The organism is Nostoc sp. ChiVER01, assembly GCF_034531155.1.
In the GTDB taxonomy this organism is placed as follows: Bacteria; Cyanobacteriota; Cyanobacteriia; order Cyanobacteriales; family Nostocaceae; genus Nostoc.
Map to the genome: position 1 here is coordinate 1 of NZ_JAVRBS010000024.1, position 20,102 is coordinate 20,102.

General features: G+C 41.9%; 18 protein-coding genes, 3 tRNA genes and 1 other annotated feature. Of the genes, 10 read left to right on the forward strand and 11 right to left on the reverse strand.

The features are described 5' to 3' along the window. Positions 1 to 735 precede the first annotated feature (735 nt). From rsmA to RMY00_RS26025, 5 genes are all read left to right on the forward strand, one after another. Complete coding sequence (rsmA, locus tag RMY00_RS26005) at positions 736 to 1,560, forward strand: 16S rRNA (adenine(1518)-N(6)/adenine(1519)-N(6))-dimethyltransferase RsmA (RefSeq protein ID WP_322650312.1); 825 nt, start codon at positions 736 to 738, stop codon at positions 1,558 to 1,560. Between the two features lie 67 nt (positions 1,561 to 1,627). Continuing rightward, on the forward strand, positions 1,628 to 2,581 hold the full coding sequence (gene ispE, locus RMY00_RS26010; protein WP_322650313.1) for a 4-(cytidine 5'-diphospho)-2-C-methyl-D-erythritol kinase: 954 nt from the start codon (positions 1,628 to 1,630) through the stop codon (positions 2,579 to 2,581). Positions 2,582 to 2,664: 83 nt separating this feature from the next. Then, positions 2,665 to 2,994 carry a DUF3082 domain-containing protein gene (locus RMY00_RS26015; RefSeq protein WP_322650314.1) on the forward strand — a complete coding sequence of 110 codons (330 nt, stop codon included), beginning with the start codon at positions 2,665 to 2,667 and terminating at the stop codon, positions 2,992 to 2,994. A 330-nt stretch (positions 2,995 to 3,324) separates the two neighbouring features. Next, positions 3,325 to 3,930 (forward strand): sporulation/spore germination protein, encoded by a 606-nt coding sequence (locus RMY00_RS26020; RefSeq protein WP_322650315.1) that lies wholly within the window; start codon positions 3,325 to 3,327, stop codon positions 3,928 to 3,930. A gap of 168 nt (positions 3,931 to 4,098) precedes the next feature. Beyond that, positions 4,099 to 4,170 (forward strand) — tRNA-Gly (locus RMY00_RS26025). A 1,028-nt stretch (positions 4,171 to 5,198) separates the two neighbouring features. Here RMY00_RS26025 and RMY00_RS26030 read toward each other — a convergent pair. After that, positions 5,199 to 5,684: an IS982 family transposase gene (locus tag RMY00_RS26030; RefSeq protein WP_322650316.1), complete on the reverse strand. Its 486-nt coding sequence runs from the start codon at positions 5,682 to 5,684 to the stop codon at positions 5,199 to 5,201. 254 nt (positions 5,685 to 5,938) lie between these two features. Here RMY00_RS26030 and RMY00_RS26035 point away from each other — a divergent pair, with 254 nt between their 5' ends. The 3 genes from RMY00_RS26035 (at position 5,939) to RMY00_RS26045 (ending at position 7,689) form a co-directional block, all read left to right on the forward strand. After that, on the forward strand, positions 5,939 to 6,826 hold the full coding sequence (locus RMY00_RS26035) for a class I SAM-dependent methyltransferase (RefSeq protein ID WP_322650317.1): 888 nt from the start codon (positions 5,939 to 5,941) through the stop codon (positions 6,824 to 6,826). Beyond that, positions 6,823 to 7,551, forward strand: a complete 729-nt coding sequence (locus tag RMY00_RS26040; protein WP_322650318.1) for an HAD family phosphatase — start codon at positions 6,823 to 6,825, stop codon at positions 7,549 to 7,551. The genes RMY00_RS26035 and RMY00_RS26040 overlap by 4 nt, the downstream gene beginning before the upstream one ends. Before the next feature lie 65 nt (positions 7,552 to 7,616). Next, positions 7,617 to 7,689, forward strand: a tRNA-Ala gene (locus tag RMY00_RS26045). Between the two features lie 118 nt (positions 7,690 to 7,807). Here RMY00_RS26045 and rplL read toward each other — a convergent pair. The 8 genes from rplL to rplS all read right to left on the reverse strand — a co-directional run bounded on the left by rplL (position 7,808) and on the right by rplS (position 12,076). Next, on the reverse strand, positions 7,808 to 8,203 hold the full coding sequence (gene rplL / locus RMY00_RS26050; RefSeq protein ID WP_322650319.1) for a 50S ribosomal protein L7/L12: 396 nt from the start codon (positions 8,201 to 8,203) through the stop codon (positions 7,808 to 7,810). Positions 8,204 to 8,292: 89 nt separating this feature from the next. After that, a complete protein-coding gene (gene rplJ, locus RMY00_RS26055) occupies positions 8,293 to 8,877 on the reverse strand; it encodes a 50S ribosomal protein L10 (RefSeq protein WP_322650320.1) in 585 nt (194 codons plus the stop codon). A gap of 63 nt (positions 8,878 to 8,940) precedes the next feature. Further along, positions 8,941 to 9,110: a sequence feature (ribosomal protein L10 leader region), on the reverse strand. Positions 9,111 to 9,179: 69 nt separating this feature from the next. Then, entirely contained in the window at positions 9,180 to 9,893 is a 714-nt protein-coding gene (gene rplA / locus RMY00_RS26060; RefSeq protein WP_322650321.1) for a 50S ribosomal protein L1, read from the reverse strand. A gap of 128 nt (positions 9,894 to 10,021) precedes the next feature. Continuing rightward, positions 10,022 to 10,447 carry a 50S ribosomal protein L11 gene (gene rplK / locus RMY00_RS26065; RefSeq protein WP_100898684.1) on the reverse strand — a complete coding sequence of 142 codons (426 nt, stop codon included), beginning with the start codon at positions 10,445 to 10,447 and terminating at the stop codon, positions 10,022 to 10,024. 6 nt (positions 10,448 to 10,453) lie between these two features. Continuing rightward, the gene (gene nusG / locus RMY00_RS26070) at positions 10,454 to 11,095 is read right to left on the reverse strand and encodes a transcription termination/antitermination protein NusG (RefSeq protein ID WP_322650322.1); all 642 of its coding nucleotides are present in this window, start codon (positions 11,093 to 11,095) and stop codon (positions 10,454 to 10,456) included. Continuing rightward, complete coding sequence (gene secE, locus RMY00_RS26075; RefSeq protein ID WP_104904953.1) at positions 11,095 to 11,316, reverse strand: preprotein translocase subunit SecE; 222 nt, start codon at positions 11,314 to 11,316, stop codon at positions 11,095 to 11,097. The genes nusG and secE overlap by 1 nt, the downstream gene beginning before the upstream one ends. A 180-nt stretch (positions 11,317 to 11,496) precedes the next feature. Continuing rightward, a tRNA-Trp gene (locus tag RMY00_RS26080) sits at positions 11,497 to 11,569 on the reverse strand. Positions 11,570 to 11,713: 144 nt separating this feature from the next. Next, the gene (gene rplS, locus RMY00_RS26085) at positions 11,714 to 12,076 is read right to left on the reverse strand and encodes a 50S ribosomal protein L19 (protein WP_322650323.1); all 363 of its coding nucleotides are present in this window, start codon (positions 12,074 to 12,076) and stop codon (positions 11,714 to 11,716) included. 154 nt (positions 12,077 to 12,230) lie between these two features. On the opposite strand from rplS, the gene RMY00_RS26090 reads away from it, so the two are divergent. Beyond that, a complete protein-coding gene (locus tag RMY00_RS26090; protein ID WP_322650324.1) occupies positions 12,231 to 13,175 on the forward strand; it encodes a glycosyltransferase family 2 protein in 945 nt (314 codons plus the stop codon). A 227-nt stretch (positions 13,176 to 13,402) separates the two neighbouring features. Here RMY00_RS26090 and RMY00_RS26095 read toward each other — a convergent pair whose 3' ends face one another. Next, complete coding sequence (locus RMY00_RS26095; RefSeq protein ID WP_322650325.1) at positions 13,403 to 17,668, reverse strand: DUF4347 domain-containing protein; 4,266 nt, start codon at positions 17,666 to 17,668, stop codon at positions 13,403 to 13,405. A gap of 421 nt (positions 17,669 to 18,089) precedes the next feature. Between RMY00_RS26095 and RMY00_RS26100 the strand changes: the two genes are divergently transcribed. Then, positions 18,090 to 19,157: a glycosyltransferase family 4 protein gene (locus tag RMY00_RS26100; RefSeq protein WP_322650326.1), complete on the forward strand. Its 1,068-nt coding sequence runs from the start codon at positions 18,090 to 18,092 to the stop codon at positions 19,155 to 19,157. Here RMY00_RS26100 and RMY00_RS26105 read toward each other — a convergent pair. After that, positions 19,154 to 19,816, reverse strand: coding sequence for a hypothetical protein (locus RMY00_RS26105; RefSeq protein ID WP_322650327.1), 663 nt, complete (start codon positions 19,814 to 19,816; stop codon positions 19,154 to 19,156). The two genes, RMY00_RS26100 and RMY00_RS26105, sit on opposite strands and share 4 nt — an antisense overlap. Between the last annotated feature and the right edge of the window lie 286 nt (positions 19,817 to 20,102).

Here is a 20,102-nt window from a genome sequence, read left to right on the forward strand (position 1 = left end):
GTGTTAAGCATACCGCCAGCGTTCATCCTGAGCCAGGATCAAACTCTCCGTTTTGTTGTGTTTCGAGTTTGTGGCTCCGAAAAAAATATTTCCCGGAATCCTAGTTCTTAATTTTGACTATCCTTTTGAGAAATCCCAAAAGTAAAATCTTTTGACGAGGATTGGTTTTTTCTTAAGCTTTCAAAGTATTATTTTTTTCAGGTTCAGCGGTGGTTGGCTGTCTTTCGCTTTTCCACTTAACTAGAATAACTAGTCATCCCCTAGTTTGTCAAGGGGTAAATTTATTTTTTTTCTAAAAGGGCAAATCGTTTGACTGGACTTGCTTTCAGGTTAATGAGTTAAGCAACAGAAGCAAGTAGCTAAACCTGACTGTGTGAATAATGGATGTTGCTTGTCTCTAAATAGGATCTGATGCAGGTTGAGTGATTATAGTAATGATTATAAAAAACGGCAGGAGGTAGTCTTGCTGGAGCGATTTGTCCTAAATCCAAATACTCAAACTAACGATATATATGTAAGAGCATAGTTGTTGCAGAGCTTGCGGTTTAAGACTTCCATTCTATAGGTGACGTTTATTGTATGGGACATTTACGCGATCACCACCGTTACGTTCACGGAGTGTTTGGAAGAGAAGATAGGCGTTACAGTGAGTCTAGCGCTGTATGTAGAGGGACTTAAAAATTTATAATGAGTTTTTGAGAAAAAGCTAAAAACTAGACTAGGCAAAAAATACAGATGATCCGACCTCGTAAGGTCTTTGCTCAACATTGGCTCAAAAGTGAAAAGGCGCTCGACGCAATTATTAAAGCAGCAGACTGTACAAAAAGCGATCACGCCCTGGAAATTGGTCCGGGAACCGGGATTCTGACTCGTCGTTTATTACCTTTAGTGCAATCTCTAGTTGCAGTTGAAATAGACCGCAACTTATGCCAACTGTTGTCAAAGCAGCTTGGTAAGACTGAAAATTTTTTACTGCTGCAAGGCGATTTTCTTACTCTAGATTTACCATCTTATCTGGCAGCCTTTCCTAATTTCCACAAGCCGAATAAGATAGTAGCCAATATTCCTTACAACATTACAGGGCCAATCATTGAGAAACTACTGGGTACGATCGCTAACCCCAATCCCGAACCATTTGATTCAATAGTGTTGCTGGTACAAAAAGAAGTAGCAGAAAGATTATATGCTAAACCAGGCTCAAAAACCTTTGGGGCGTTGAGTGTGCGGGTACAGTATTTGGCGGAGTGTGAGTTAATCTGCACAGTACCAGCGGCCGCATTCCATCCACCGCCAAAAGTCGATTCAGCAGTGGTGCGGTTGCATCCCCGGAAAATAGAAATACCAGCGCTTAATCCCCGACAATTAGAGAATTTCTTAAGGTTGGGGTTTAGTTCCAAGCGCAAAATGTTACGAAATAATTTGCAATCAGTTATAGAACGTGATCGCTTGAGCCACTTACTGGAACAATTAAAAATAAATCCCCAAGCTAGAGCCGAAGACCTCGGTGTTCAGCAATGGGTAATTCTAGCAAACGAATTGGGAGTGGGAAGTAGGGAGTAGGAATAAGGCAAATTTTTTCCCATTCTCGATTTCCCATTCCCTATTCTCCATTCCTCATTCCTAGAAAATGCATTCCTACAGCCTAATTGCCCCTGCCAAAATCAACTTGTATCTGGAAATCATTGGCGATCGCCCCGATGGCTATCATGAGTTAGTCATGATACTTCAAAGTATTGGACTTGTAGACCAAGTTGATGTGCGTTCCATCAGCACTGATAGCATCCGTGTCCACTGCAACCACCCACAAGTACCGACAGATAAAAGTAATCTGGCTTACCGTGCAGCAGAATTAATGGTGATGCAATTTCCCGAAGCCTTCGCTCAATATGGGGGTGTGGAGATTAGCATAAACAAGCAAATTCCTGTAGCGGCTGGGTTGGCTGGAGGTTCGACAAATGCAGCAGCTGTGTTGCTAGGGATAGATTTATTATGGAAATTGGGATTAACTCAGCCAGAATTAGAGGAGTTGGGAGGTACACTTGGTTCAGATGTACCGTTTTGTGTAGCGGGTGGAACTGCGATCGCGACAGGTAGGGGTGATCAACTTTCTCCCCTGCCGAGTTTAGATAATATATACATAATATTGGGGAAATACCGCAGTCTGGAAGTTTCCACGCCTTGGGCATACAAAACCTATCGAGAGCAGTTTGGTGATTCTTATATTAGAGATAGCGAAAACTTGGCAGCGCGTGCTAATGCAGTTCATTCAGGAGCAATGGTAAAAGCTGTCGTGGATAAAGATTCGGGAGAAATTGCCCAAAAACTGCACAATGATTTGGAGCGCGTGGTATTGCCAGCCTATCCCCAAGTATTACGACTGCGAGAAATTTTTGCAAATCAAGAAGGCGTTTTAGGAACAATGATGTCTGGCTCTGGGCCAACAGTATTTGCTCTTTTTGAGTCTCAACAGCAGGCAGAACTAGTTTTGCTGCAAATGAGAGAAGCAATTATTGATGAGGACTTAGAATTGTTTGTAACTCGAACAATCACACATGGAATTAAAGTGATATCGTCTGTTTAAATAATTTTTTTGTTAATAAAACATAAGGGATAGACATGAATTATTCCTAATGAGCCAATCCAAAATATAAAATCCAAAATCCTATGAGTGATCAAAATTTAACACCACAAACAGATACTAAAATACAGGCAACAGCAAGTCCTTTACGCTGTTTAACTGGGGCTATGATTTCTGGAGGAATGGGATATGCAATGTATTCGCTGATGATTGCGATCGCTACAAATTTTGCTACTAAACCTCTTCATTCAATTAATCCATTAGTAATTAAGATTTCTTCTGCTGTTAGGACTCTGGTTGTTGGTGTAGTTGCTTTAGGAAGCGGAATATTTGGTATAGTAGCAATTGGTTTGTTGGCTTTGGGAGTGCAATTATTAGTGCAGGAGTTGAGCAAGCAGAAAAGTAGTGAAAACTAGTAATTTGCTTTTAATCAAGGTTCAGCATATTTTTGTTGCCTGCACCTCTGTTTTTTCTGTGGTTAAGCTTTTTGGAATTGGCGTAGACGCATTAGCGAAGCGGTAGCGACGTTCGCGTAGCGTTTCGTAGAGAAGGAGCGTCAGCCGCTGGTTGCCAGAGATCGCTCATTGAACAGCTGATGTTGTAATTTTGGTGTATGGTATAGCCCTTAACTTGAACAGTTTTCGGGTTGACACTTTATAAACTGGCTCAATATTCATAAATTTATGTGGAATTGATACCAGCTACACTGAAGTTGATAGCAGCAACATCATTATATAAGCAAAATTATGAGTATAACCAAGAGATATTTTTTACCCTTTATTTTTGTGACAATTGTTGTCAGCCTCAGCAGTTGTAGTTCTAACCCTACCGCTCGTAATATTAACAGTCGAACGCCATCCTTTACCACAACACCCACGAATAAAGCATCATCTCAGACTCCCAGCCAAATTCCTAGCGTAGCTCAATTAAGAGAAAAATCTTCTAATCAAGAATTTCCTAAGGAAAATACGCCTTCCTCATCAACTCCTAAAGCTGCCACTAGCAAAACTACCAACGTCACGATGTATACAAGTGATACCCAATGTCAAGAACTCATTCCACAAAAGGTTTCAGTACCAGATGAGGAACCAGTAACAAATGTAGTAAGTAAAATTTTAGAAAAACGAGATACAAGCGACTTTAGCTTGTCTGGGTATCGTGTCAACATCAAAAATGGCATTGCTACAGTTGATTTGCGAATATCCCCTAATTCAAAGCGACAAATAGCTTCTCTTTCTAGTTGTGAACAGTTTGCTTTATTTGGCAGCCTCCGCAAAACCCTAACAAGTAATGCTCAATGGAATATTAAAGAGGTTCGCTTCACCTCGCTCGGTGAGGACATTATTCTTTAGTTAAATATAGTAGTCAGTCTTGTCATTAGCTAGCTAAAAGATTTCCAATATGAATAGCCGCAAGACTTATGTATCAGCACTTGCAAAAACAGTGAATGTTTTAGTCAGTTTCAAACAGCTGTAAATAGTGGTATTATTGATTTTAGCCCTAGTTTATAGTGGTAATTTGCGGGTGTAATTCAGTGGTAGAATGTCACCTTCCCATGGTGAACGTCGTGGGTTCGAGTCCCATCGCCCGCTTTAAAATTGCTGTACATTTGCAGATTATATGTCGCGATTCGCAAATTAGTGTCGTTTTTCGCAAGTTAATGTCGATCGGGCTATTTTTTAGAGTCAATTTAATTATGCTAGTTTTTTGCAAATTAATGTCGTATTAGATTATGCTCTAATTAGCACACTAGCTTCTATATTAAACTTAATTAAACTTGCTCACCAATATTCTGCTAAACCAAGTTTCAATGGGTAAATTTTCCTACTCCGTTCTCAGGACTACCCTTACCCATTAAACATAATTATGATGAAGCAACTAATCAGTGAAAGTAACTGGTAGCATATTGTCTTTACAAGAAAATACTCATTTATTTCAACCTTCCATTAGCCAGTATGGATTTTGACACTTTATATGATTTCCAGAATAAAAATTACCACTCAACATCATTCCATCGTAGAAGAGAACGGCTGTTGGCTCTTTTAATCGGTAAATTCTTTCTTGTAAATCACCTTAGTATTGGGAAGATGACATTCCTTTTAACCCTCTTAAACAACTTTTAGACGAGATGCTTCTTGAGCATCAATAGCTAGTACTAATTGGAACAGACGCAAATACTTTAAACCCACCCCTAGCCAGGATGGTTATTGAAACCACAAATGCCCAGCACCCAACGCTGTTTGTTTTAGAGAGCCTTTCAACCCACCCCTAGCCGGGATGGTTGTTGAAACTCTTACTTCCCTCACTTATTTCAAATGTTCAGCTAACTTTCAACCCACCCCTAGTGTACATTTGCAAATTAGGTCGTTTTTCGTAAATTAGTGACGGTTAGGCTATTTTCCAGGATCAATTGAATTAACGTGAGTTAGTGGGACTTAGACAAAAAGTAGCCCAAAAAAAACATCAAACGTATATACAGAGAGACTTTGACATCGTTTTGCCTAGTTTATTGATATATCTGGGTTTCAAGGATTTTTAAGCCTTTGGTGTATTTCTCTTGCCCTGCATGGGTTTGAGGCTTGTTTCTACCTCAAAAATGTTTAAGTCCCGTTAGACGGAACTAAAAAATGGTAGGAGGTAGTGCAGGTAAATCATTTGGGTAAATGTCAATCGAGGGTTTTTTAGGCAAGTAGGTATAAGCAGCTAAACCAGCCATAAAATTAACTAAAAAGTTAAATGGGCTACGATGATAAAAGTGTTCGATTTGACATATATTTTTCAGATGGTCATTGATCGATTCAATTACAGCACGTTTGTGTAACAAAATCTTATCAATCAGTTTTATTAAACGATTTTTCATTTTCTTCTTAGATTTTGTAACTAACTGCAACCCTCGCTCATATAACTCCTCAAATAGTTTTTGAGAGATGTATCCTCTATCACCAAATAATTTATCAATTAAGTCTTTAGTCATATCTGGGACTGGTTTTCGGTCATCCACATTCGCTGGAGTTATTGAAAATGCAAGTAATTCTCCGCAATCATTAATAATCAAATGTAGTTTACTTCCATTGTGCCACCCAACAGAATTTTTGCCCCATTTCACTAGTGATCTATTTTATAAGTTCTGATTGATTAGTTTGTTACCAAAACCCTGTAGAGACGCGAAATTTTGCGAGGTTAGAATGGAAACAGAGAGTTGAGCGATCGCAAGAAGTACTACTTGTAATATTGGTGTAACAAAATAAATTATAAGCGTCAACCTGACACTACAGAGTGAAAGCAGATGTTTAGCAAATGTATTAAAATTTGTAAAGAAAATTACTTTGTTTAAATATCCCCTTAGACTTCTGACACAATATGGCAGTGCGTCAAGATACAATCTGGGAACGTTTCTTATCCCCTGTAGTGCGTCTTTTGATTAATGAAGACGGGTTACGGCGTTACGCTGATAGTATTGACTGGGAGAAAGAGTGCGATCGCTATCGACGAGATGATGTGATAATTCCGGCGTACTACAGCAGTCAAAACTTTCACGGTATTACAGGCGGATATCTGAATTACAGTGCAGCAGTTAGTTACGATCCGATTACCCAATATGTTGTGCCGCCAAATGAAACTATTGTCCGTCAGGCTTTAATTGATGCCGTTAAGGTAAAACCACGACGCATACTCGATTTAGGCTGTGGTACAGGTTCCACTACTTTAATGCTAAAGCAAGCTTTTCCCGAAGCGGAAGTTATTGGTTTGGATTTATCTCCCTATATGCTGGTAAGGGCAGAAGATAAAGCTAGAAGTGCTGGCTTAGATATAGTTTGGCGACACGGGAATGCTGAAAAAACTGGTTTCAGAGATGCAACATTTGACTTAGTGACAGCTTCTTTGCTATTCCATGAAACACCAGATGCCGTCTCGCTAGCAATTCTGCAAGAAAGCTTCCGGTTGCTGGTAGCTGGAGGGCAAGTATTAATTTTAGATGGAAATCAAAAGACTCTGCGTCAGTTAGAATGGCTTAATGATGTTTTTGAGGAACCATCTATTCGTGAGTATGTTGCTGGTAGTGTAGAGGCGAATATGGGTGCAGCCGGATTTGAAGCTGTGCGATCGCACGATGTATGGTGGATCAATCAGGTAACTAGTGGCGTTAAACCAATAGCAACCGAAAATATCCGTTATTATACTCCCACATCAATAGATAATAATGATTTGGAGGGACTTGGATCTCCAGCATTTGGCATAAGGGCATGAGTTTAAAGGCAGTTCTCTTTGATTTTAATGGTGTCATCATTAACGATGAGCCAATCCACCTGCAACTGATAGATGAGATTCTCATTCAAGAAAATCTCCAACCCCAGCGGGTGAGTGAGCGTCAAGCTTCTTTAGGGCGCACTGACCGCGCTTGTTTTGGGCAACTACTTGCTAATCGTGGTAGAGTAGGCGATGAAAACTATTTAACTCAGTTGCTGTACCGCAAAGCCCAAGCCTATGTGGTGGAACTAGAGAAAATCGAAAAACTGCCTTTATATCCAGGCGTAGAAGACTTAATATTTCAGGTGCGATCGCGGAATCTGAAACTAGGATTAGTTAGTGGCGCGATTCGCCAAGAAATAAAATTGGTACTCAATCGAGCTAAACTAGCCGAACATTTTAAAATTATCGTCGCAGGTGATGACATTACTACCAGTAAACCAGAACCCGACGGTTATCTACTGGCAGTGAAACGCCTAAATAAAGAATATCCTGAATTGAATCTGCAACCACACGAGTGTCTGGCAATTGAAGATACTCCAGCCGGGATCGAAGCGGCGAAGCGATCGCACATGCAAGTTGTTGGTGTAGCGAATACTTACCCATTCCACATGCTCCAGCGCTGCTGTAACTGGACTGTTGATTATCTCAGTGATTTGGAACTCGAACGGGTACAGAAGATTTATTCTCAAAAACAGCCTCAGCCATCGGCAACTGAATGTTAGAATACTCTATGGTGATAGTGTATTGAGTTAATGAGTAATATTACTCTTGACTTCGCAGAAATTTTGGGGAATTAGCTCAGTTGGTAGAGCGCTGCGATCGCACCGCAGAGGCCATCGGTTCAAATCCGTTATTCTCCATTTGTACATGTACATTGTAGTTCTACTGGTTGACTGAAAATCATACTTAATTTGACTAAAAACAAAAAAGGAGCCTAACTTAGGCTCCTTAATAATAAAACTGGTAATAAAATTGTGACTACTTAATAGTCACCTTACCACCAGCTTCTTCGATGCGCTTCTTCGCATCTTCAGCAGCATCCTTAGCAAGACCTTCTTTAACTGCCTTGGGCGCAGCTTCTACTAAGTCTTTTGCTTCTTTCAGACCTAAACCGGTCAATTCCCGGACAATCTTCAGCACGGCAATCTTCTTATCAGCTGGGACTGATTCAAGAATCACTTCAAACTCGGTTTGCTCAACAGCTTCCTCAGCAGGAGCAGCACCACCACCACCGCCAGGCATCATCATCATGCCACCGACGGGTGCAGCAGCACTTACGCCAAAAGCTTCTTCAATTTGCTTGACTAACTCAGAAGCTTCCAACAAAGAAAGGGTTTTTAGTTGTTCTAAAATTTGATCGGTTGCAGCAGACATTGATATAACTCCTGTAATTTTGATTATTTATTAGTCATTAGTCTTTAACTATGGACTTTTGACTTTTGACTGATGAACTACAAAGTCGTCTACTCAGCAGCAGTTTCGGTGCTGCTATCAGCTTCAGTAGCGGTTTCACCACTACCACCACTTTGCTCTTGGTCAGACACAGCCTGCAAAGCACGAGCCAGTGAACCAGGGACTTCGTTGATACCCACAGCAATCTTGGTAGCCAAGGCGTTGATAGCTCCAGCGATTTGTGCAATGAGTTGCTCTTTAGATGGCAAGTCTCCTAGAGCTTTAACATCCGGTTCTTTGAGTAGACGACCTTCCATGACACCGCCACGAAGTTCTGTCTTCTTAGTGGCTTTTTGGAAGTCTTGGTAAGCCTTAATTGCAGATGAAAAATCTTCTTTGACTAACAAAAAGGCTGAAGAACCTTTGAGTAGTTCTGACAATGGCTGCCATTTTTCCTCGTCTCTAATAGCAATACCCATCAAAGTATTTTTAGTGACTTTGCAGACAGCGCCACTCGGACGTAGCCGCCGCCGTAAATCGCTAATTTCAGCAACTGTCAGTCCCTGATACTCTATTACTAGTGCCAGACTTGATTTACTCAAAGTTTCTTTGAGGTCAGCTACTATCTCTTTTTTATTTTCTAGTGTTCTACCCATTCCAATCTCACCTCCTTAAAATAATCGGGGAAGTGCCCTACTTGTACGTTTCTTCTAAATCTGAACCCAAACAACAAACCCCAGCTAATCTAGCCGGGGTCGAGTATTAAGACTCTTGACGCCATAGTTATCACACCTTTAAGGGTGGTAATTTCTGACTATTAGAGTTTTAACCTCGGCAGGATATTTAAGCTATTAGCACCTGCTGTCTCCGGCTTTGCCTATTTAATTTTGTCATTTGTCCTTTGTCCTTTGTTTTTGTCTTTACAAATGACAAATAATTAATGACTAATGACTCAAAACTAACCTGCTTCGCTCAGTTTTAAATCTCGTAGGGCGGTAACATCAATTTTAATTGATGGCCCCATTGTGGCTGACACATAAAATGTGCGCCAATAACGACCCTTAGCTCCTGAAGGACGGTTACGGTCAATCGTCTCCTGCAATGCCTTCAGGTTGACTAGCAAATCTTCCGGCGAGAATGTTGTCTTACCAAACATAACATGGACAATGCCAGTTCGGTCAGCTCGGAATTCTAGTTTACCAGCTTTGAATTCTGCGATCGCACTTCCTAAATCAAATGTTACGGTTCCACCTTTAGGCGACGGCATTAAACCACGCGGCCCAAGCAACTTACCCAGCTTTGCCACCTGTGGCATCACATCGGGTGTGGCAATCAGCTTGTCAAAATCCATTCTACCTTTTTGGATTTCGTCAATCAGTTCTTCAGAACCGACTATATCAGCACCAGCGTTGCTTGCTTCGTTGACTTTTTCGCCTCTGGCTATCACCGCCACCCGGACGATTTGTCCTGTACCTTTGGGCAGTGCTACCGTTGTCCGCAACTGTTGGTCTGTATACTTAGGGTCAATTCCCAACCGGACATGCGCTTCCGCAGCTTCGGTAAATTTAGCTGTTGCTGTCTCTTTGAGAAGGGCTAAAGCCTCTAAAGGATGATAATCTTTAGCTTCTACTTTTGCTTGCAGTCCTTGCAAACGACGCGATATTTTTGGCATTTTTCTCTCCTGGGGTAATTCCGAAGCCTTGCCTCTCCCCCGATAATTTATTATTTGTCGTTTGTCATTTGTCCTTTGTCCTTTGTTAGTCGTTTATTTTCTCCTAACCAATGACTAATGACTAATGACTAATCCGTGATTGTTACACCCATATTTTTAGCCGTTCCTGCCACAATCTTCATTGCCGCGTCTATGTCGTTGGCATTGAGGTCGGGGAGTTTCGTTTGGGCTATTTCTTGCAATTGGGCTTTGCTAATTGACCCAACCTTCTTTTTGTTGGGTTCATTCGACCCTTTTTCAACTTTCGCCGCTTTGCGAATCAGCACTGATGCTGGTGGCGTTTTGAGGACAAATGTAAAACTCCGGTCTTCAAAAACCGAGATTTCTACAGGTATCACCATTCCAGCTTGGTCTGCTGTTTTGGCGTTGTACTCTTTGCAGAACATCATGATGTTAACGCCATGTTGACCCAAGGCGGGCCCAACTGGCGGTGCTGGGTTGGCTTTTCCAGCATTCAGGGCCAGTTTAATGACCGCCACTACTTTCTTCGCCATTTGTATTTAACTCTGTTTCTCTACCTGATTAAATTCCAGTTCTACTGGTGTATCCCTGCCGAAAATTGAGAGCAAGGCTTTAAGTTTACTCCGTTCTGGAGAAACTTCAATTACCTCGCCTTCAAAATCTTTAAATGGGCCAGAAAGCACCATTATCTTATCACCAGTAGCCATGTCAATTTTAAGAACCGGCTCTTGTTCGCTGGTTTGTTTGAATATGCGTTCGACTTCTGAAGAACTCAGTGGTATGGGGTTCACATGACCGCGACCCTTACTGCTACCACGCTTTTGTTCTGCACCAACAAAATTAATTACATGGGAGGTATTTCGTACTACCTGCCAGGTATCATCATCCATCATCATCCGCACCAGCACATAGCCAGGGAAAACTTTTTCTTCTGTATGCTGGCGACTACCATCTTTGCGGATTTTCACCGCCGGCGTTTGTGGAATTTCTACCTGAACAATTTTGTCGGCTACATCAAAAGTTTGAATGCGTTGCTCTAAGTTAGTCTTTACACGCTTTTCACAGCCTGAGGCTACTTGCACTGCATACCAGCGTGCTTCTTTTGACGCTGCTTCTGCTGTTTCTCCTGTTTCCTCCGACTGGAACGTGGAGTTGCGAGGTTCGTCTGTTGCAAAAGTCATCAGAACACCTGTTGTGCTGCCCAACGAAACAATCCATCGACCAAGTATATCAAAGATGCGGAGAGTGCAACCATTAACAAAACAGCTGCGGATTCACTCACTATCTGTTTCCGACTGGGCCAAACTACTTTTTCAAGTTCTTCTTTGGTTCCCTGTATGAAGTTGTTGAAGCTAAACCCATTTGTGGTTTCTGGCAATTCTGCTTCACTTTTTTTGGCCACGACCCTTAATTCTCCCGTTTGTCACTCAATTTTGGTCATCCAGGTTTGCAGTTTCGACTCTATTTCACTTAACTGAAAGCAAAACAACTACAAATACAATAAGTTTACCCGAAATTATTATCGCTAACTGCTAATATAGCAACTGCGTAATTATTTCGGGCTTTGTTTTTTGCTCTTGAGCGCGCCCTGGAGGACTTGAACCCCCGACATCAGGTTTTGGAGACCTGCGTTCTACCAACTGAACTAAGAGCGCACAAGCTGTTTTTGATTCAGTTATTGCGCTGAACTAAATTTCAGTTAACGCAACACGCAATTTTTATCATACCTTAATTTCGTCGAGAAAACAAGTTAGCGGCAGATGCCGCTTAAGATTTCTCTCATACTTCTGAAGGACGAATCACAAAGGGCGGTCAAACCGTTGCTTGATTCGGGTTGCCTTGCCTACGCGATCGCGGAGATAATACAGTTTAGCACGGCGTACTTTACCACGACGTAATACTTTGATGCTGTCAATCCGGGGAGAATGCAACAGAAACACCCGCTCAACGCCCACACCTTGAAAAACTTTACGGACTGTAATTGTTTCGTTGATGCCACCGTTGCGTTTGGCAATCACTACTCCCTCATAGGGTTGTACGCGGTATTTTTCGCCTTCCTTGATTTTCACTCCGACTTTTACGGTGTCGCCTACATAAATGTCGGGTACATTTGATTTTAGTTGTTCCGCTTCAATGGAGCGGATAATCTCTTGAGCGTTCATAGTCTTTGGTGTCTGCTTAAAAAAATCTCACGATCATCAATGATAAATCGATAATCCTGTTTCAGTCTACTTGTTAGGATTAATAATTTTACTGATACAACAGCCTCAAGTTCAAAGCTATATTGCAGAATGCCGTAACACAGGGGTGAAATTTATGAAATTTAGTGTCGTCATCAGTACCTATAATCGCTTAAATTTGCTGCAAAGAGCAATTGATTCGGCTCGTAACCAAACAATGGAGTGTGAGGTGGTTGTTGCCGATGACTGTTCTTCTGACGATACCCAAACCTATATTAAAAGTTTAGGGGACAAGGTTGTTTACCATCGTAATGAAGTGAACCAGGGTCATGCAGCAACGGTAAATGCTGGAGTTGCCAAAGCTAGCGGCGACTGGATTAAGTTTTTAGATGATGACGACTATTTAGCACCTAACTGCATAGAGGAAATGGCTAAGGCGATCGCACTTCGTCCCGATGCTGTAATCTGCTCTTGTGTGGCGGCTCAGGTGGATGGTAATGAAGTTGAACTCAGTCGTACTCCCCAAGTTGGCCCCGGTTCAGCTTTTTATATCCCACAAGCTGATATTCACTACGGTATGCTCTTAGAGCTTGTACCATTTGGTACGCCTGTACAAGTAGCTTCCCGACGTGATGCTTTTTTGCAAACTGGTGGTTGGGACTCTACACTTGATGCTAACTGTGATGATATCGATTCGTGGATTCGGATTGCCCAGTTTGGCGATGCTATTTTCCTTAATCAGTGTCTGGCTTACCGCACTATTTGGCCAGGTGCTTATAATCAAAAGTTTTCTTTGTCTCAACGTTTAGCTACAAATATTTTGATGAAGGAAAAAATTTACGCCTTGGTAAATGAGCAACATCGCTCAAAGATTCCTCATCTTCAGGATATAAAAAATTACCTGAAACTTCATTGGATTTTAGTAGCACTGAAGCAAAAAAATATCAAGAGTTTTCTTTCAATGATAGATATTTCTATAATTTCTCCTCAGTCTTGGAAGTTTTTGCTAAGTGCTGTCTCATCACGCCGTTCTCAAGGAAACAATTCTCAGATTCGTAAACTTGTGTTAATTGAGTCGTAACTTATTAAGTGACGATGGTTTTTACTGTTCAAAACTTAGCATTTACAAAAATTTCGTAAATTTGTGACAAATTAAGAGTTGAAATTGAAATAAACCGAGAAATCTGAGCAGCAGCTTTTACTGCTCAGATTTCAGGGAGGATGCAGAGTCTGTTTTCGTCAATTTGCTATGAACTTATGCAATTTATTACTGGCATGTGCATCGCCATACTATGCTAAATCTGATCGCTAGACGATGACGTTACTACCAACTACCAGATTTGTCGCGGTGAAATTATCCAAAGTTGCGAAGGTACTAAAAGAAGAATAACCAGGATAATAAGAAATAAGGACTTCAACTAGTGTAGAAGTACCCGATTGCACAAATTTTAGGTGGCCATCACCGATGGGATTGCTGCTACTGTAGCCCTGACTCTTAAACAGGTTAGTGAAGACTAGCTTATCCTGGCTCTGCTTAAAGTCAGTGATTGTACTATTGTTATTGCTTAAGATTTGGTAGATGAACTGGTCATTACCGCTACCGCCAGTCAAGGTATCGGAACCTCCACCACCAAGCAAAATGTCATCACCAGCACCGCCGATGAGGCTATCATTACCTAGACTACCAACCAGGGTATCATTACCTTCACTACCAAGTAGGGTGTCGTTACCTTCACCACCCCGCAATAGGTCGTTACCACTTAAGCCGTCGATGCGGTCATCGCCCCCTTCACCATTAATAACATCACCTGAGTTTTCAAAGCCATTGACATTGTTGTTTAGGTTATTAAGAAAGGTGACTGTATTTTTGTTGAAGATGCTGGTTTGGGTGGAGTTGGCATCGAAGACATCAAAGCTGTCACGAATGCTGCTTTGCCCATCAAACAAGATATTACCCAGTGTCCATAGGTTGTCTAGGTTTTCCAGGGTAAAGTTTTGCAGGATAATTTTGTCATCAGCTACCCCTTCAAAAGTAACTTCTAAATTGTTCCCATTCTTGGTGAGTAGCAGATTTTGGGCTGTCAATCCACTACCTTGGAATTTCAGGGTATCCAATTCGCTAATAACTGCTGCCGATGGATTTGAGCCTTTACCTAACCCACCAAAATCGGTGATGGTATCAACACCGTCGCCTAAATTGTAAATAAATTTATCTTTGCCACCGCCACCAGTTAGGATGTCATTGCCTTGATTACCTGTGATGGTATCGTTTCCAGCTTGAGCGTTAATTATGTCACTGTAGTTCTTGCCTACTAAATTATCAGCGCCATTGCTTCCATTCAGCCCGTTAAACTCTAATGCACCAATATCAACTGTACCCTGAGATATTCTGTCAAATCCAGTGCCGCGCTGGTCAGTGGTAATACCTGGTGGAATCAGGGCATTATTGCCTGCGTTAATGGCAGGACTATTCCCAATTAAGGCATTAGTCAACGTTGTACCACCGTTATTTTGCAGGGGGCTGAGTTTTGGGTCAATAGGGTTGGTTCTGGTGCCGACGAGGGTGCTAGTAGTAAGGCCAGTGCTAGCAGTGTTATCGCCAATTAGGTTATTTCCAGCGTCTGTGAACTTGCCGGAAACGTCGCGGGAATAACCGGAAAGGTCATAGGGATAATCAGGCTCGACATTGAAGAAGTTGCCTGCAATGATGGTATTGCCAACGATAACAGTGCCGCCATTACTGACAACGCCCCCACCGTTGCCAATCTCACCCACATAGCCCTCTGCTGTGTTACTGGTAATGGTGTCATTGGTAAGTGTGAGAGCGCCACTGTTCAAGATGCCGCCGCCTGTATAATATACACTATTATCAGAGACAGTGCTGTTAATAAGGCTAAAAGTACCTGAGTTAGAGATGCCACCGCCGTCTGCCGCACTATTATTAGAGACGGTGCTGCGAGTGATATCGACGCTGCCTGAGTTATAAATGCCACCACCAGAGGATGGATAAGGGTTAGGCCCGATGCCGTGACTTTCTCCATTGGCGAAAGCGCTATTATTAGAGATAGTGCTGTCAGTTATATTGAGGTTGCCTGTATTGAATATGCCGCCCCCATAGGCAGTGTTGGAAAAGACGTATGCACTATTATTAGAGACATTGCTGTTAGTTAGGCTAAAGTTGCCTTTGTTAAAGATGCCTCCGCCTAATGATGACCCACTATTACCAGAGACAGTGGTGTTAGTTAGGCTGAGAGTGCCTTTGTTAAATATGCCGCCTACTAACCCCGTATTGTCAGAGACAGTGCTTCCCGTCAGGCTAAGGCTGGTATTGGTATTAAGCAAAATACTGCCCAAGGGGTCATTAGCATTAGCAATCTTTAAACCATCAATGCTGGCATCTGTGCCTGTGCCGGATATCTCGAATACGCCTGAGAGATTATTGCCGCTAATGGTGAGGTTAGATGCTCCAGTTCCTAAAATCGTAATATCATCGGTAATCGTTAATTTTCCAGAGGTGAGGGTGATGATATCCGGTGTGGCATCCGTGAACACGCCCGCAAAGGTAATCGTATCCGCCCCAAGAGTCGCATTGGCATTGAGGATAGCCTGCCGCAATGACCCTGCCCCAGAATCATTAGTATTATTCACTACAAATGTATCAGTGTTAACAACAGGTGGGTTAGTTGTGGGGGTCTGGACTTCATAAGCACCAATATCAACAACACCATTAAATATCCGGCGGAATCCAGCGCCGCGTTGGTCAGTAGTGATGCGAGCAGGTGTTAGAGAATTCTTGCCAGCATCAATAGCGGGGCTACCCGCAAGTAAGGCCTGGGTAAAGGTTGCACCACCGTTATTTTGCAGCAGTCCGAGTTTGGGGTCAATGGGGCTAGCACTTGTGCCGACGAGGGTGCTAGTGGTAAAAGCAGTGCTACCAGTATTATTGCCAATCAGGTTATTGCCGGAGTCAATCAGTCCACCACGCACGTCGGGGTCTATATCACCGGAGGTGGAGTTGTCTAAGTTGCCTGCAATGATGGTGTTATTAACTTTGACGTGATAAGAAGAATCACGGAAGTAACTAAAAACACCTCCACCATTACCAGCACCATCACCATCTGAGTCAGCTGTGTTGTTATTAATTGTGTTGTTGATTAGGGTCAGCCTGTTGTCACTGGTGTAGGCCAATCCATTGTATATGCCACCACCATCATTTAACGCTGTATTGCCAGAGATGGTGGCGTTAATTAAAATAGCTGATCCGGCATCATAATCTACACCTGCGTTATAAATGCCACCGCCATCCTCTAACGCTGTATTGCCAGAGACAGTGCTATTGGTTAGCCTGAGAGTACCACCACTATAGATACCACCGCCGAAGTATGCCGTATTGCCAGAAACACTGCTGTCAATTAGGCTGAGAGTACCAATATTACCATTAGAACCGTCATTATAAATGCCGCCTCCCCGATTATCTTCCCAGGAATTTCCATAAACACTGCTTCCCGTTAGGGTAAGACTACCAAGATTATAGATACCGCCTTGCGTATTACCAAAGACGCTGGTGTTAGCAAGACTGAGGATGCCGCTATTAGAGATGCCACTTTCTGCTGTATTACCAGACACACTGGTGTTTGCTAGGCTGAGAATGGAGTTTCTATTAACCTTTATACCGCCACTAGCGATCGCCAATCCATTTATACTGACACCTGTCGCTAGTCCCGATATCTCGAATACTGTAGAGGCATTATTTCCACCACTCACAGTTAGATTGGATATTCCAGTCCCCAAGATAGTGACATCATCGGTAATTGTCAGTTGTCCAGAGGTAAGGGTAATAGTATCTGGGGTGGTATCTGTGAATATTCTTCCAAAAGCGATCGCATCATCTCCAGCAGTAGCATTGGCTAAGTTAATTGCCTCTCGGAGTGTTGTGATACCGTTGTTAGCATCGCCATCATCTGTGTCTCCAGTATCATTCACTGTGAATGTCGCCAGTACTCCTGCGTAGGCTTTTTGCGTCGTTTCTGCAAATGCTAGAGTCACTTCCATTTGGGCAGTACGTACTTCCAGTTCCCAGTTTCCGCCTAATGCTGCACTGCCTATCAGCTGACGGGAAGCGGCAATATTCGCTCCTGTAAGTTGGTGCAATTTGGCAATAAATTCTGCGCCCACATCACTAAAAGCTACATTGCAACCATAAATGAGTAAGTTCCTGGGGTTATCTTTAGTAGAGGCGGAAAATATCTTTTGCCATTGCTGGAGTTGCTGACTATGATCTTCAAGGGTATCTAGTCCTAAGTGAGCATTGCCCAGTTGTAAGTTACCAGGAGTACCGTGGCAAACAATATGAATGCTGTTAATATTTTGGTCAGCGCGAGTTGCTAAAATTTCCGTAATTTGCTCAACACCGTTCTTTGTTGAGTCAAGAACAAATATTTCGGTCTGGGAGATAACACCATTAATTAAACTCTGATAGTCTGCAACTGCCGTGTCAATAAAAACTAAGCTATGGGTATATGAGGCGGGAATTACAGAATTTAATTGGAAGTGTGGAGTGTGTAAGGTTGCCATTTTGTTACTTCAAGCTAAGATTTTGAATTCAATTAAAACTGACTGAAGCTTTGTCATTTAAGGGTTTTCATTTACTTATTAAGAATAACGGCAAATTATTTTTTACTATTGCTTTCCTTTTTTATCATCAGACAAATTGCTACTCTTGTAAAGCCAGAAGAGCATTTCAGGAGAGTAAAGAAGGCTGTAGCAACTGAAATAGGGGATTAGTCTTGAGAATTTTGGATTTTTACCCCGATTTATCCAGCTATTAATGAATAAGTCTTTAAGCTAAGTAATTAGTTATAAGCGCTGTCGGTCAGTAGCAAGTGTTAATTTTATGCACTACTGACTACTTTTGAGTTGTCATTAAACACCTCAAGAATTAGGTTAATTTCCACTCAGCCACTTATCTTAATTTTTTATACATATCTCCAAAATTATGCGAATCATCCATATTTTGAACCACGTTCAAGAAATAGGTAACGGTATTGTAAATGTGGCTGTGGATTTGGCTTGTTTACAGGCTAAATCTGGTCACGAGGTAGCAGTTATTTCATCTGGTGGTGAATATGAGAAATTACTAAGCATATTTTGTGTCAAACACTACCAATTAGATCAAACTAGGAAACCGATAAGTATTATTAAAGCAGGTGTGCGTTACCTGGCGATCGCAGCAGAATTTCAGCCGGATATTGTTCACGCCCACATGATGACGGGAGTCATCCTAGCCCGCATTTTTAAAGGACATAAATATGCTTTAGTTTCCACAGTCCACAACGAATTTCAGCGTTCTAGTTTGTTGATGGGTTTAGCTGACAGAGTAATTGCCGTCAGTAAGGCTGTACGAGATTCTATGGCACGGCGCGGTATTTCAGAAAACAAGCTGCGGGTAGTATGCAATGGAACTTTGGGGAGTCCCCGCACGCGACAAATACAAAATTATCAACCTTTACCATTGCAACGTCCAGCGATCGCAACTGTAGCCGGGATGTATCAACGCAAGGGAATTGCTGAGTTAATCGCTGCCTTTGAACAAATTGCCTCAGATTTTCCCCAAGCGCATCTCTATTTGGTAGGAAATGGTCCTGATAAACAGCTATTTGAGGCACAGGCAGAAGCAACTTCTGTAAAAGAACGCATCCATTTTGAAGGCTTCCAGGCAGAACCTCAACGCTATCTGATATCTTGTGACATATTTGTGTTAGCTTCTCACCGCGATCCTTGTCCCCTGGTGCTTTCAGAAGCTAGGGAAGCTGGAACTGCGATCATTGGCACTCAAGTAGACGGAATTCCTGAAGCTTTGGACAATGGGCAAGCAGGACTTTTAGTGCCAGCAAAAGATAGTAATGCGTTGGCTGGAGTTTTAGTGCAATTACTGAGTAATGCCGATATGTTGCACGAATGGAAAAACCGGGCAAATCAAAACCTACAATGGCTGAGTGTTGCCCGCGTCCATCAGGAAATATTAGCGGTGTATCGTGAATTAATTACAGAGTCAGAGCGTTAACAGTGTAGCGATCGCTTTACTTGGAAAGCTACACCTAAAGCGCCAAAGACTAGTACACCCAAAATATTAGTTGATTCAGGAACAGCAGTGTAATAACTAGCCACTCTGATCGGCCCATCTTTATCGACTTGCTCTGCTGGCACTGGTGGAATGATTCCAGCACCTGGCGATACATTGGGGCTAGTAGCAAATGGATTGTAAAACAGGGTTCCTTTGGGAATTACGCCACCACTAAAAGTGATGATGTTATCTTTTATGGTAATGTCTGAAAAAATATCCTTTAGATCGGGGTTATTAGAGTAACCAATCTTGCCATCTCCATTAACATCTCCCCACTGCACTGGCTCGTTATTAAACGCGGGAGTAGAATCTGGATTACTATAGGCAAGCGTTTTTAAATCAAAGACCAAGCTTTCTATATCGTACCCAGTGTTATTTAGAAAGTTATTAGCTACATCTGAGACACCATATTCTATTACTTGTCCCGGTTGAAACTCTGGCCCAAGAGTTCTTGGCTTTTTCGCTTCAAGTACTTCTTCATTTTGAGTTGTCACGATGGGTTCTACCAAGATGAAGGCTCTCGCTGGTGTCAAAGACAATAAACTAATTCCTGCTGCTCCTAAAACAGATAAGGCTATTTTGGTTGGTATTGTAGTCATATTTCTGTCCTTTTTATATTGATTGAGAGAATACTATACCGTGTGGGTTAAATCAAACAGCAAAAGCTCACTTTTGAACCGCTATCTACCTGCTAGATAAATAGCGGTTAATGTGTGCCTGCTCAGTGGATTTATATTTATTCATAGGTTGATTTATAAAACAATTCTTGTAATGCTTTATCAAAATAACTAGTAATTTTACCCAATCTTTATAAAAAATCTAAATTAGAACTTATGCGTTGACAGATTAGCCAATATGTGGATTTGAAAAAATTTGAGTTCAACG